Origin of the sequence: Acinetobacter sp. AOR34_HL (assembly GCF_027854795.1) — a bacterium.
Classification (GTDB): domain Bacteria; phylum Pseudomonadota; class Gammaproteobacteria; order Pseudomonadales; family Moraxellaceae; genus Acinetobacter; species Acinetobacter junii.
In genome coordinates this window covers 103,578-117,124 of the sequence record NZ_JAKTID010000086.1, presented here as the reverse complement: position 1 = coordinate 117,124, position 13,547 = coordinate 103,578, and the positions used below count along the sequence as shown (strand labels likewise).

The 13,547-nt window shown below is 39.3% G+C and carries 12 protein-coding genes and 1 pseudogene; 4 read left to right on the top strand and 9 right to left on the bottom strand.

Annotated elements, in window-relative coordinates:
- Positions 1-9 precede the first annotated feature (9 nt).
- The 3 genes and pseudogenes from MKL32_RS16045 to MKL32_RS16035 form a co-directional block, all read right to left on the bottom strand.
- Positions 10-531 carry a hypothetical protein gene (locus tag MKL32_RS16045; RefSeq protein ID WP_270900759.1) on the bottom strand — a complete coding sequence of 174 codons (522 nt, stop codon included), beginning with the start codon at positions 529-531 and terminating at the stop codon, positions 10-12.
- Positions 532-653: 122 nt separating this feature from the next.
- A complete protein-coding gene (locus MKL32_RS16040; RefSeq protein WP_270900758.1) occupies positions 654-1,424 on the bottom strand; it encodes a hypothetical protein in 771 nt (256 codons plus the stop codon).
- A gap of 36 nt (positions 1,425-1,460) precedes the next feature.
- Positions 1,461-2,545: pseudogene (locus MKL32_RS16035) on the bottom strand (DUF1176 domain-containing protein).
- Positions 2,546-2,671: 126 nt separating this feature from the next.
- Between MKL32_RS16035 and MKL32_RS16030 the strand changes: the two are divergent.
- Complete coding sequence (locus MKL32_RS16030) at positions 2,672-3,421, top strand: DUF4850 domain-containing protein (RefSeq protein ID WP_039047135.1); 750 nt, start codon at positions 2,672-2,674, stop codon at positions 3,419-3,421.
- On the opposite strand, the gene MKL32_RS16025 is transcribed toward MKL32_RS16030, so the two are convergent.
- A complete protein-coding gene (locus MKL32_RS16025; RefSeq protein ID WP_039047134.1) occupies positions 3,411-4,331 on the bottom strand; it encodes a LysR family transcriptional regulator in 921 nt (306 codons plus the stop codon). The two genes, MKL32_RS16030 and MKL32_RS16025, sit on opposite strands and share 11 nt — an antisense overlap.
- A 102-nt stretch (positions 4,332-4,433) precedes the next feature.
- Here MKL32_RS16025 and MKL32_RS16020 point away from each other — a divergent pair, with 102 nt between their 5' ends.
- Entirely contained in the window at positions 4,434-5,006 is a 573-nt protein-coding gene (locus tag MKL32_RS16020; protein WP_039047133.1) for a chromate transporter, read from the top strand.
- Positions 5,003-5,518, top strand: coding sequence for a chromate transporter (locus MKL32_RS16015; RefSeq protein ID WP_039047132.1), 516 nt, complete (start codon positions 5,003-5,005; stop codon positions 5,516-5,518). Before MKL32_RS16020 ends, MKL32_RS16015 begins: the two co-directional genes overlap by 4 nt.
- A 43-nt stretch (positions 5,519-5,561) precedes the next feature.
- On the opposite strand, the gene sbmA is transcribed toward MKL32_RS16015, so the two are convergent.
- The 5 genes from sbmA to MKL32_RS15990 form a co-directional block, all read right to left on the bottom strand.
- A complete protein-coding gene (gene sbmA / locus MKL32_RS16010; RefSeq protein ID WP_039047131.1) occupies positions 5,562-6,761 on the bottom strand; it encodes a peptide antibiotic transporter SbmA in 1,200 nt (399 codons plus the stop codon).
- Between the two features lie 224 nt (positions 6,762-6,985).
- Positions 6,986-7,963, bottom strand: coding sequence for a patatin-like phospholipase family protein (locus tag MKL32_RS16005; protein ID WP_039047154.1), 978 nt, complete (start codon positions 7,961-7,963; stop codon positions 6,986-6,988).
- A 136-nt stretch (positions 7,964-8,099) separates the two neighbouring features.
- Positions 8,100-9,575 (bottom strand): alanine/glycine:cation symporter family protein, encoded by a 1,476-nt coding sequence (locus tag MKL32_RS16000; protein ID WP_125272464.1) that lies wholly within the window; start codon positions 9,573-9,575, stop codon positions 8,100-8,102.
- Positions 9,576-9,670: 95 nt separating this feature from the next.
- Positions 9,671-10,906: a sodium/glutamate symporter gene (gltS, locus tag MKL32_RS15995; protein ID WP_270900757.1), complete on the bottom strand. Its 1,236-nt coding sequence runs from the start codon at positions 10,904-10,906 to the stop codon at positions 9,671-9,673.
- Positions 10,907-11,085: 179 nt separating this feature from the next.
- A complete protein-coding gene (locus tag MKL32_RS15990; protein ID WP_270900756.1) occupies positions 11,086-12,414 on the bottom strand; it encodes a DcaP family trimeric outer membrane transporter in 1,329 nt (442 codons plus the stop codon).
- A 424-nt stretch (positions 12,415-12,838) separates the two neighbouring features.
- Between MKL32_RS15990 and MKL32_RS15985 the strand changes: the two genes are divergently transcribed.
- Complete coding sequence (locus MKL32_RS15985; protein WP_270900755.1) at positions 12,839-13,546, top strand: nitroreductase; 708 nt, start codon at positions 12,839-12,841, stop codon at positions 13,544-13,546.
- Position 13,547 lies beyond the last annotated feature (1 nt).

Sequence of the window (13,547 nt, the reverse complement as noted above, 5' to 3'; positions counted from 1 at the left end):
CGTTTAAAACTACCCCCCTCTTAACACACCCAACTTATTCCAGATATCAGGTGTTAAAAAAGTCGTAACCAATTTATTTAAATCAATATAACGCAACGTGCCTTGCAACTGCTGTCTTACCGCTGGGTCTTTGACAATATCCTCACCTGCACTTTGACCTAACTGCTGAAAAGCCTCACCAACCGCTTGAATCCCCTCAGCCTGAATCACCGCCTTAGTCTGAGTCGAACACTGCTCCACAATCACACGCTGTAAAACCTGTGCCAATTTCTGATCTAACTGATTCTTTTGCTCAGGCGTGACACTACTAAAACCCTTTAAATCAGGATGCGCTGCTAAAGCCGTAAATGTCCATTGCAACACCGTGGTTTTATCTGCTGCGGTAGTGGCTTTCACCAAACAATCACTCAGTTGATCAACTGTTGGCCCTGCTATAGCTATTTGCATTGTCCCCAACACAGCCGCAGCCATGATCACAGAACGACTTAAACGAGAAAATTTAGGGCGAGATGAGGTATAAATAGGAGACATGAGCAAAGTTCCAAAAAGCAGTCAGTCTCTTTGTACCACGCACTATACAAATCATCTGTTATGGCGCTGTAAATTGCTTAAGTCCAAAGCCTAAAAAATTAGGCAAAATGTAAAACCCGAACTTAACCTTGTCCTTGATAATCCCAATGTGCAGGAATATTTGGCTGCTGTGGTACTTTGTTTAGATCAATATTGAGATTGCGACTACCCTTAAATGATTTTTCACCTGAATCTGATGCTGGTGATACATCTAAACTATAACGATAACGGAATTGCCACAACATCGGCTTAAGCGGACGAATATCTAGACTCAAACTATCTTCATCGTGACATTTACCTTTTGAAGTTTCATAATCCCGCTCAGAGAAACACGCACGAATCATGCGATTAAAACTAAAAGGATAATTTTCAATAAAGCGATGTGTCTGCCCTAAATCCTTTAACTCATAAAAATTAGCACGCTCAATCCCTGCGCCACCACCTGAATACATTTCTGAAAAGGTATCAATCTGAGCAATCGCATAACGGTTTTCAGTCATTGGAAATAGTTTAGGAAAAATATATTGGCTAGTCCGTGCCATTTCCTCATAGGGTGCTAATTGTATACGCCACTGATGGGTTAATTTAAGTCCAGTTGTCGATAGACGAAATTGCGCAATATCACTTCCTGACAATAGCCATAGATTTTGATCTACTGTTTTTAAACTGCGCCATTGCGCTTGCTGTTGGCAGAGATCTTTAAGTTGTTCACAAATTTGCGTCTGCTCAACCTGACTGAGTTGTCCTTTTTTAAGCTCTAATATCTGTAATGGCGCAGCAAAAATTGAAGAACTAAAACAACTAAATGAAACCGTTAAAATCAACCTACTTAAATGAATTTTATTATTCAGCATGATATTTCCTTAGGCTATTTTTATTGATGTAACGCTTTATTTTACAACAGCTTCGATTTTATCTAGTTCCCATACCCCGCCCGCAGCAAGCCCTTTACACATGCCTGTCCACATATCTTTAGTGTGTACAAATTTCTGACCATCCCATATCCACTCATCACTTGACCAACAATCCCCGATGCCACGACCTTTCTGAGCACTCTGAATTATACCTTCATAAAAATCCGAGGCATGTTCCGTCACAAAAGTTGCTTTACCCGTGAGTGATTCATCTAACACCCAAGCACCATATCCTTCGTTATACGCTCCACGCCAACAGATCGTCATCGCCAAAACTTTATGATTTGTGAGTTTGTAGAATTGAATTGCTTGGGGTTTCGATCCATCAGAATCGTAATCATAAAGTCCATTACAGAAATCATCTTCTTTGGGTGATGGTTGAGCAGCCATTAAGATTTGGTTAATGGCGGCATAACGTTTATGTGTTGGTTCTAAAGTTAAATATGGCTGATCTGAGGTTTTTACTTGTTTCAATGTGAGTTTGGGTTGAGCGGATAACACTTTTGATTCATCAGCTTTGCCTTGTTTAATTAGCGCCCCAACCGTACCGACTCGCTTTTGAAAATCATCCATTTTCAATAATGCAGCAGTCATACCTGTATCAGAGATACGCCATTGGACATTGGATTTTTAAATACAATATCTGTCTTTTGTTTGGCTTGATGCAGCAATTCATTGACCTGAGCGGCAGTGAGTTTTCCCATGATTGGGAAGTCCGCACCATCAACAGTCACTTGCCCTAAATCTTTTCCATTCACATAAAAACGTAAATTCTTAAGTTTAGCTGGAGATAGAGATTCTTGCTCCAAATTACCTAACGCAAATTCAGCACTGACAGCTTGCTTTGCTCCAGCCTTACGTGTCAGTAAGAGTGATGCAGGCTGAGTTTGATCATTGCTATATTCATCCGAATAGCCTGCTGCTCGGCATGTTCCTGTATTGGTACAATATATTTCCCAATCCTGATGTGAAAATGAAATTCCTTTGATTTCCTGCGCAAAAGCAGGACAACTTAGCGCCACAAAACAGCAAACAGAAAGTATATTTTTCATCGGATTCATTTTTTATCACTCGTATTTTTATAAAGTATGGTAAAGCGTTTAAATGACTACGGCACCCTTGTGTTAAATCATATTATTGCAGAAGATAGAAGATTCAAACTACGTTGATTTGACCAAATTTTAAAAATGAAATTATTATGCTCTATTTCCACGATTTTATTACTGTTGTCTGCTCCAATAACTCACGCTGGAGTCAGTCAATTTGAACCAATTTTTCCTCAATTTTCAAATACGATAAAACAACGCCAAGCAATGAATCAAATATATGCATTGGGTGAAGTCTCCTTTAGCAATGATGTTCGCGTTCCTTTTTATGGTGTTACCGCGCCTAATCCCTTCGATGATGGACTGTTAAAAGACTTTAAATCGTGTACAGCAAAAAGCTGTCATTTTGATTTTAAGCTAGATGCTAATCTGGCAAAGCAACTTAAATTGGTCGGACTACCTGAAATTGGTGCTGTGCTCGTCCCAAAAGACTGGCAAGATATCGAAGCAAACGCAGGGGCAAATGGTACAGGTTCAGCATTGCTAATGAGCACGAATCAAAAACAAGCGATTGAACTATATGATTCTTCAGTTTGTGTTGGTTGCGGTATGCCCTACGCAACTCTTTATTTTCCAAACCTTTTAAAAGAAAGCATTGAGAATGAATTTGGCGGTTATAAAGACACACAAAAGTTAATTCATGTAGTACATCCATCCAAATACGTTGCTTTCTTTAGTTATCAGATTCCGAAGATGAATAACAAAACCCATGGCATAGCGAAATATCGTGATGATAGCGATTTTAACTTTCAAGAAATCAAAGTTACCCTAGATAAATCTCAACAACATTTGGTTGGACCAATTTTAAACTTCTATCACTTTACGCATTAGTAGTAGACGCATTTTCTAATACTTGGCTCGCTTTAAGTAAATCCAAAAAATGTGCTACTCGAACATTATTATCTTTGGCTCTATAAATTGCATAGATCGGTGCAATACAAGGTTTCTTGGCTTCCAAAGGACGGTAAATAATTTGTTTATTCCAAAAGTCTTGAATCGAAGCCGGTACGATTGAGAGTCCGATCCCTGCTGCGATCAGGTTGAGACTTGATGTCAAACGTGGGGCTTCTTGGACAATATTCGGGCTAAAACCTGCCTGATAGCAATTTGCCAAAATATTATCGAATAAGTCTTGCCCTGCTAAACGGCGGTAAAGTACAAATTCATATGGTTCCAAATCAAGTAAGCGAATCGCACCGTTTTTTTCTACCAATGGATGATTGCTTGGTAAAGCCACGATTAGCGGTTCATCTAACACATGGAGACTTTGCACATCTTTATGAATGGGCGCTGGCTTCCGTAGAAATACAATATCTAGTTTTTCATTAATCACCGCATCTGTTAATGCACTACTGCTGTCTTCTTCTAAATGAATGGCCACAGTAGGAAACTCTTCACGAAACTGGCGTAACAACGCAGGTAAAAATGAATGTAATCCTGCTGAATTGGTAAAGCCAATATTAATCTGCCCTTCTAAACCCTGTGCAATATTTCTGACTCTTTTAGGAATTGACTGGGCATGTGCCAAAATTGTAATCGCTTCTTGATATAAGACCTTTCCTGCTTCTGTAACTTCTACACCACGAGGTAAACGTTTTAATAAAGCGGTATTGAGTTCTTCTTCTAAACTTTTGATTAAACGAGTTAATGGTGGTTGTTGCATATGCAGACGAACAGCAGCTTTTGAAATATTACTTTCTTCAACCACAGCAACGAATGCTTGAAGCTTATGAATATCCATTAAACATACCTTAAAAGTATAGATGATGTAAAAAATAGCATTTGTAAATATACCACTATTCCACCATCCTATCATGAGTAAAAGAGATGAGGAGGTGTCCCGATGAAAGCCGAAGCAATATCAATGGAGCGTGAACCAGTATCAGAAGCGCCTGATTGCAAGGCATTATTTACGGGATTTATGCAGTTAGGATTAATGGGATTCGGTGGGGTACTACCCTTAGCCCATCGCATTATTGTTGAAGATAAAAAATGGATAGATGAAGGAAAATTTACAGATTTACTTGGCGTATGTCAGTTACTTCCTGGCGGTAATATTATCAATATGTCAGTTGCGATAGGCATGGAATTCCAAGGTATTAAAGGTGCTATCAGTTCTGTACTAGGCTTAATTTCAGCTCCAACAGCGATTGTCTTGATCATTTACCAAGTCTATGAGCATTTCCAATATTTAACTGCGGTGCAACACATGATCAAAGGACTAGCGGCAGCTGCAGCTGGCTTATTGTTTGCCACAGGATTTAAAATGTTACGCCCCATTTTAAAAAGCTATCTTACTGTTTTGACGATTGCATTGACCTTTGTATTTATGCTGCTGATCAAACTTCCTTTAGCACTGACTTTATTTGTTTTACTTGCGATTAATTTGTTAGTACTTGGAGTGAAAAAATCATGATCTTATGGACATTAGTGATCGTCTTTACACAACTCTCTGTACTAGCTTTTGGTGGTGGTAATGCCATCCTTCCTGAAATGCAGCATCAAGTTGTAACCGTACATCAATGGATGACTGCGGAACAATTTAGTTCGCTTTTTGCAATGGCACAGGCTGCACCCGGCCCCAATATGATGATCGTGCCGCTAGTTGGTTGGCATGTCGCTGGTCCAGCGGGTCTATTGGTTACATCCTTAGCGAAGTTTGGTCCATCATCTATTATCACAGTGTATGTGCTTAAATTTTGGCAACGCTTTAAGGAGCATCCTTTACGAGCAAAATTTGAAAAAGCCTTAAAGCCAATTACAGTCGGTTTAGTCTTAGTCAGTGCATGGCTAATTGCAGATGCTTCTGCACAAAATGCCTTACTGATCTTAATTGTGATCTTGACTGCAATTCTTGGGATGTTTAAAAAAGTTCATCCTTTGTGGGTCATGGCATTAGGTGCTGGATTAGGAATTTGCCTACTTTAAGCAATAAAAAACCTGCACGAAGCAGGTTTTTCCTTTGTAGGGTTTAGTCCTTATCAAGAATCGATTCAAAAGCTTTTAGACGCTTATGAATCGATAATAGTTCAATAATCGTTTTCCATGAACTGATCAAATATTGGAATGATTCCCGGACTTTATCAAAAATATTACTGATTTGGTTAATCAAACCAAGCGTCATTTTTCCAGATGCGATTGCAGGGAATAATACGACAAGGCTATATAAAATATCGAGTTGCTTGTACCAAATTGCCACTAAGTTAAAGTAGGCATAATGAAAGTAAAGTCTAAAGTAATTGACTCGTACCTTACTAAATAACTCTTTTAACGTAACAGGATCAGCACGATTCTCATGGTCTTCACCATAGACTAACTCTTTACGATAAGCAGCTTCAACCTTTTGATTATTGAATTGCAAACCAGGAAGTTTCTGCCCGACTAACATTAGAATAACTGTACCAGCAATCGCCCATACAACAGCCGCCCACACCAAAGAATGTTCAATTTCTCCCACAATCGGTAAGACTGGAACTTTCTGCGAGATTTGGAACAATAAAGGTAAGAATGCGATTAGTACCATCACTGACTTAATTAACTCCACCCCTAAGTCTTCCATGATGGTCGCAAAGCGCATGGTATCTTCTTGTATACGCTGTGACGCACCTTCTACATGTCGCAGCTTATCCCAGTTGGCAGTGTAATATTCATTCATTGCTGTGCGCCAACGGAATACGTAGTGACTGGTAAAAAATGCATTAATGACTGCAAATGTGACTGCCACCATCGCGATATAAAGAAATGTCAAAGTGCCTTTGTAAAGATCATTGATGTCACCACCACCATCGCTGAGCATTTTTTGGATCATGTCCCAGAATGGACCATACCATGCGTTAATCGCAACACTCACCTGAACACCAAACCAGATATTAAACAGAATGAATGCCGATCCCCAAATCGACCACTTTTGCCATTTATTATCAGATAGAAATCGCCAAAAGGTAGCGAATAACGCTGTGGATACTAAAAACCAAATATAGAACCAAATAAAGGCTGCGGACCAAAAGCGACTCACGCCAATCGGTAATTCAGCTTCAGCATAATCTTTCGGAAAACCCAAGTACTCTCCCCATCCATGCCCACCTGTGTACCAAAGCAGCATGTTGAGCGCTAACCATACAATCACCGATATAAAAAATAGGCGTGGGTTAGGAAAAAATGATTTAAACATCGTGTTTAACAATCCTTGTGGTGTTACTGATGACGTCGATGCGTCATCCTATAATGCAAAACTTAAATTTGTTTAATAAAAAGTTTAATGAATTGTAGTTATTTACCTGTTTTCTTGATTTTTTCATAGCTTTTTGTAGAGGATTTACAAATTGTTTTATAAAAAACATCTGCCAGCAAACCAAGCCTTATCTTGTATTGATTTACTGACAGTAAAATAGCAAATTAAGGTGCTACAGAATCAATTTTTAGTGCAAAATCTTGCTGCGCTTGAGTAGCTGAATTTTGCTTACTTTGAATTGTCGATTGAATATCCTCAAGTTTAGCCTGTGCTGCATCAATCCCAGCTTGCATAGTCATTTCACGTCCTTTCACATCAAAGATATGTGCCTTTTCACGTAGATCAGGTTGAATCACGACATCCGCATCTTTCAATTCTTCTTCGGCTAATCGCCCTTGCATGATATTAATATTTTGATTGAACAAACCCCACACATTGGTAGTTTCGGTATGTATTGGCTGCGCCAAAATATCTACAGCAATCACAATATCCGCACCTAGTTCCCGTGCTACTTCAACTGGGACAGGACTCACTAGCCCACCATCAACATACTCGACATTACGAATCTTAGTCGGCACAAACATACTTGGAATAGAAGTCGATGCACGCACAGCTTGACCTGTATTGCCATAGTTAAATACGGTTTTCGTCCCATTTTTGAGTTCAGTTGCAACCACATACATTGGAATTTTTAACTTTTGTAGTGGCGTGTTAAGCACTTGTTGATTGACATAGTCTTCAACTTTTTTACCATCAAAGAAACCTTTGAGGCTCACATTTACATCACGTACATCATTGGCTTTGAGTTTGAGTGCAATATCTCTTAATTCAGCTGCGCTTTTACCACTGGCATATATTGAACCCACGATACTGCCTGCGCTTGTACCTACGATCAAATCAGGTCGGATGCCTTGCTGTTCAAGTACTTCGATCACTCCGATATGAGCATATCCTCTCGCACCACCACTTCCTAATACTAGCGCAATGACAGGACGTTTCTGTTGTTTTTTGATCGCAGCAAAAGGTTGACTCATGGTTTGTACCTGAGCATCTTCTACAACAGGTCGTAGATGTGATGTGGTTTGGCAACCCGCCACAAACATCATCGATAGTCCTAGAGTCAATAATTTAAGCTGTTTCATCTGCATTTGATGCCATATTCACTTTATATCTCTCTCAAATTTTACTCCAAGCGATTTTTAAAAGCTGTATCAATTCTTTGCTGACTGATTTCTATACCACATAAAAAAAGCTCCTTTACAGGAGCTTTTTATCAATTTACCAAATATCGGAATCGACTTTTTTCTTCAATTCAGGATAGTTATCAATCTTAAACTCAGGTTCTTTAATCCCTTTTTTAAGCTGAGAGGTATAATCTTTCAATAAAATCAATGCTATCGGAGTCAGCAATAGAATTGCGATCAGGTTAATAGTTGCCATCAATCCCATCGATAAATCTGCCATAGACCAAACCAATGGAACACTAGTGATTGCACCGAAGTACACCATAACTAATACTAAAATACGGAAAACAAGCATAATTTTAGGATTGTTATTGATGAACTGCACATTACTTTCCGCATATGCATAGTTACCAATAATCGACGTAAAGGCAAATAAGAACAGAATAATAGCGAGGAAACCACCGCCCCAACTGCCAATCTGACTCTCAAGCGCTTTTTGCGTTAACGTTACGCCTTCAAAACCAGCTTCGTGATACATGCCTGACACCATAATGATAATCGCAGTACATGAACACACAACGAAGGTATCTACAAAGACACCTAGCATTTGCACTAAACCTTGGTTTACTGGATGTTTTACATCTGATGCAGCAGCAGCATTTGGGGCAGAACCCATACCTGCTTCATTTGAGAATAAACCACGTTTAATCCCCATCATCATTGCCATAGAAATCATAGCACCGAAGAAACCACCAGCTGCTGCTTCAAACTCAAAAGCTTTTGTGAAAATAAGTTTAAAGATTTCTGGCAAGATTGGCAGATTGATGATGGCAATGTACAAAGCCACGATTATGTAAAGCAATGCCATGAATGGCACGATACCTTCAGCAACTTTTGCGATACGTTTAATACCACCAAAAATAATCAATGCTGTCATTGTCACTAGTCCAATGCCAACCCATGAGATTTCTAGGTCTAAACCACCCAAACCTAAAGTTAGATTGGCTTTATCCCATCCCCAAGCATGAGAAGTTGCACCAATAATCGCATTCGCTTGTACAGCATTAAACACAAAACCATAAGCTAAAATGAGAGAAAGTGCGAAAACAATCCCTAACCATTTTTGCTTTAAACCTTGAGTAATGTAATACGCAGGTCCACCACGGAATTGTTTATTTTGATGATCTCGTACCTTAAATAACTGTGCGAGCGATGATTCCACAAATGCAGAACTCATACCTAAGAATGCAGTAAACCACATCCAAAACACCGCACCCGGACCACCAATCGCAATCGCAATCGCAACACCAGCTACGTTACCCACCCCTACACGACTTGCCAGTCCTGTAACGAATGCCTGAAACGGTGTAATCCCGTGCTCGTCCACACATTCTTTACGGCTGCCTTTCATGACACGAATACTGTGTAAAAATAAGCGAAGCTGTACCGCGCCTGTGATTAATGTGTAAAACACACCCACTGCAACCAACAAGACAACCAAGAAATTCCAGAGCGGATCATTAAAGAATTGCACCCACGACATCAGCGTGGCATTTAATTGTTCATTCATCACTTATTCGCTTTAATAAATTATATGTATATCAAACACATATACGATAAAAATAGATGAATCAAAAAAGCCTCATATCGGGCTTTTGATCCGACTTAGGCAAAGAATTTCAAGATAACTTGAATTACTGTTGCGTTAATTAAATCGACAAAGAATGCACCACATAACGGAACAATTAAGAACGCTTTATGGGAAGGTCCATACATATTCGTAATGGCTTGCATATTTGCAACCGCAGTCGGTGTTGCCCCCATACCAAAACCACAGTGACCCGCAGCAAGAACAGCAGCATCATAGTTTTTACCCATCACACGGAAGGTTACAAAAGCTGCATATAAAGCCATAGTAAGTGTCTGAGCACCTAAAATCACAACCAACGGACCTGCCAAATCTGCTAATTGCCATAACTTCAACGAAAGCAATGCCATTGCCAAATACAATGAAAGTGATGCATTACCAAATACATCAATCGCACGATCAAAGATGTCGACTTTTAAGACACCTTCTAAAATATTTCGGAGAATAACCCCACCACCAAGCGCCCAAACAAAGGTTGGTAACTCGAACCATGTTCCTTTGCTATAGCCCGTCATAAACTCAGCGAAAGCAAGACAGGCAGCGAACATACCTAGTGTTGTAATTGCATTATCAGCTGTGATTAAACGCACTTGATGCGGGTTTTCAAAAGGTGCAAGCTCATCTGGATGTTTATCGAGATGTGTATCGCGATAATTAATTTCAAATGGTGTTTTTGCATGAGCTAGGCTATAACGATTGATCAATAATTTAGCCAGTGGACCACCAATAACCCCACCAATAATCAATCCGAATGTGGCACTTGCCATCCCTAATGCAAGAGCACCTTGAATCCCATGCTGAGTTTCAAAAATTTCTCCCCAAGCACCAGCAGTCCCATGTCCACCCGTCAAAGTCACAGAGCCTGCGATCAAACCAATAAGTGGATCAATGCCCAACAAAGTTGCTAGACTCATCCCAACCACATCTTGTACAACGATAAAAGAAGCCACACAGATCAAGAATATAACGAGTCCAATCCCCCCCTCACGAAGCTTCATAAAATTGGCACTTAGACCAATTGAAGCAAAGAAGATCAGCATAAAACTTGTTTGCAATTGACTGCTGAAAACAATGCTATATCCCCACATTGAGTGCACCAGCAAAGATACAACTGCTGCAACCAAACCACCTGCGACAGGCTCTGGGATGTTGTAACGTCTTAAGAAGTCAATTTTATTAACGAGCAGACGCCCTAATAACAAGACGATAACCGCCGAAATTAGGGTATAAAAACCATTGAAAGTAAATTCCATATCCTCTTCCGTTTATTTCATTAGTTTTTAGATAGTTTTTCCATCACACAACTAATAAAACAGTAACTCTCAAAATGAGTGAAAACTCAATCAAGTTAATAAAAAACATACAGTTCTTTGTAAGAACTCAGCCTGTATTAACAGATGGTTTTCACGGATGATTACACCTATAGGATAGGTTAGAAGTTATAGCGAGCCATTGCTCCTACACGGTTATCCTTACCTTTTTGACCATTGAAGGTTTTGCGTTCGCCATAGATATACTCTAAACCGAACGTGATTGGCGTAACAGGTGAAAACATTAGATTCAACCAACCTTGTTGTAGCGTTTTGTTTTGCGCAGTATCTTGCAATGCATGTTGAGCAAATGCATTGTTATCTTTAGCAAACATCGCGCCATACGCCAAAGTGCTACGAACTTTTGGCGTGATCTGATACGTTGTGCCCACAGTCACAGCATCAAATTCATTGAGATTTAAATCATAATTTGTCGGATTCACATTGAACGCATTATTGGTGTAAAGCAAAAATTTGCTATCACCTTTCACATGTGAGTAATCAAGCATCGCTTGCAAAGAATCTGTAAATTTGTATTTTGCACCCAGCGCAATCCCCCAACCTAAGTCAGATTCATTTGCACTGAGTTGGTGATAATCTTTATCAAAGGCTTCTTTACTACGCACTTCTGTTAAAAGTGCACGAGCTGAAGTTGTCCCCTTACCCTCTGCAAAATCGTATTTGATTTTCGAGCTAAGTGCAGGTGCACGATTATCATCACTACCTTTTTCCAATGCAATCGCATAACTCGTGACAGGATTCAAAGAACCACTGTAGCGAACCATTGGAGTTCGATATGTACCAATACCCAAAGGTGAATTGAAATCAAGCATCTCAGGTTGCAGATCTGTCGCCAAGAATGTTGATGTAGTTTGACCAAACAACCAGTCGTTATAAGTCAAATACGCATGACGGATACGGATTGTATCGTTGTTAGTTCCACCGCGAAAATCAACTTCTAGCTTTCCACCAACATCTGCACCTTGTACAGGTGCTTTAAAATCTAAGCCCAAACGAGTCACGGTCGCAGTGCTATAAAAACGGTCACTATTTTTCTCATTATTTTCGAGATCGACTTTATTAATTCGGTTAAAAATACCATCGCCACCTTTGGCTTGATAAGAAGCATCTCCACGCAAGAAACCATATAACTTTACATCAGCACCAGATGCTGTTTGAAAAGAGAGTGGCGATTTTTTATTTGTATCAGATGATGGAGTTGTAGTCTGAGCAGCTAGAACTTGAGCTGAATCTGAAACAGGCAATGTAGTTTTTTGTTTTGATTGAGGAACATATTGTTCAAGTAAAGCACGCAACTCTTTAACTTCATCACGAAGTTGTTGAATTTGCTCTTGCTCAGTAGCAGCCTGTGTCGTGTTCATCATCAAGATAGCAACAGTAAATGCCAAACCCTGAATCAAGAACGGCTTACGGATGAGAGGTAAACTCATGAGAAGCTCCTTATATTCGATGTATATTTCAACATTTCTACAAACATAAAATTGGATAAATTCACTATGTTTGTAATAGAAAATCCCCCTCACCCAATCAGTAAGGAAACCCTAATCAATTTTTAAAAAGGGCGTATTATGCATAAATTTAGAATATTGTGTGTATTTTTTTATTCGAATAAAAACTCAGTTTTAAACAATTTTGGCTAAATAATAGTTCTATTTCATTATGTTACAAATATATTTCTTTTTCACACAAACAAAACAAAACCGCGCATAAATTATTCAGCTTTTACTGATGAAACGAAAATACGATTACTTTTAAAACAAATTTTGCAATACGACTAAAAAACCATCTGCAAAAACACCAGATTCATTTATAGTCTCACCCAATGAGAAAATAGCTAAAAGAGCTGGAGTTTATATGAATACGGAACAAGTCCGTTATGTTGATGAAGCAATTACTTCTCGCCACTCAGTACGTGCATTTCTAGATACACCTGTTGATGTACAAACGATTAAAGACATTTTGTCAGTTGCAAGCCGAGCACCATCAGGTACAAACACTCAACCATGGAAGGTTTATGTGCTTACTGGAAACAAACGCGCTGAGATGATTGAGCGCGTCTGTGCAGCTCAGCTTGAGTTATTTCAAAAACCAGAATTAGCAGAGCACTACAAAGAAACTTTTGCATATTATCCAGAAAATTGGATTTCACCATTTATTGATCGTCGTCGTGCAAATGGTTGGGGTCTATACGGATTATTAGGTATTCAAAAAGGCGAAAAGGAAAAAATGGCAGCACAACAACTGCGTAACTTTCAGCTTTTTGATGCGCCTGTTGGACTTTTCTTTACTGTCAACAAAGCGATGGGAATCGGATCGAAGATGGATATTTCGATGATGATTCAAAATGTGATGGTCGCTGCTAAAGCACGTGGTTTGGATACTTGCCCTCAAGCTGCATGGAATCACTTTTATCCGATTGTCTTAGATGTACTTGGAGCACCAGATGATGAAGAGCTTATTTGTGCAATTGCATTAGGATATGCCGATCCAAATCACATCGTGAATACCTTTATTACACCACGCGAACCTGTCGAAAATTTTACTGTCTTTGTTGATGAGTAAA

Bases quoted from the DNA above. Each gene is read 5' to 3' on its own strand.
- MKL32_RS16030 (WP_039047135.1), top strand. From the start codon at position 2,672: ATGAAATTATTATGCTCTATTTCCACGATTTTATTACTGTTGTCTGCT.
- MKL32_RS15990 (WP_270900756.1), bottom strand. From the start codon at position 12,414: ATGAGTTTACCTCTCATCCGTAAGCCGTTCTTGATTCAGGGTTTGGCA.
- MKL32_RS16020 (WP_039047133.1), top strand. From the start codon at position 4,434: ATGAAAGCCGAAGCAATATCAATGGAGCGTGAACCAGTATCAGAAGCG.
- MKL32_RS16005 (WP_039047154.1), bottom strand. From the start codon at position 7,963: ATGAAACAGCTTAAATTATTGACTCTAGGACTATCGATGATGTTTGTG.
- MKL32_RS16045 (WP_270900759.1), bottom strand. From the start codon at position 531: ATGTCTCCTATTTATACCTCATCTCGCCCTAAATTTTCTCGTTTAAGT.
- MKL32_RS15985 (WP_270900755.1), top strand. From the start codon at position 12,839: ATGAATACGGAACAAGTCCGTTATGTTGATGAAGCAATTACTTCTCGC.
- MKL32_RS16000 (WP_125272464.1), bottom strand. From the start codon at position 9,575: ATGAATGAACAATTAAATGCCACGCTGATGTCGTGGGTGCAATTCTTT.
- MKL32_RS16025 (WP_039047134.1), bottom strand. From the start codon at position 4,331: ATGGATATTCATAAGCTTCAAGCATTCGTTGCTGTGGTTGAAGAAAGT.
- MKL32_RS16040 (WP_270900758.1), bottom strand. From the start codon at position 1,424: ATGCTGAATAATAAAATTCATTTAAGTAGGTTGATTTTAACGGTTTCA.
- MKL32_RS16015 (WP_039047132.1), top strand. From the start codon at position 5,003: ATGATCTTATGGACATTAGTGATCGTCTTTACACAACTCTCTGTACTA.
- gltS (WP_270900757.1), bottom strand. From the start codon at position 10,906: ATGGAATTTACTTTCAATGGTTTTTATACCCTAATTTCGGCGGTTATC.
- sbmA (WP_039047131.1), bottom strand. From the start codon at position 6,761: ATGTTTAAATCATTTTTTCCTAACCCACGCCTATTTTTTATATCGGTG.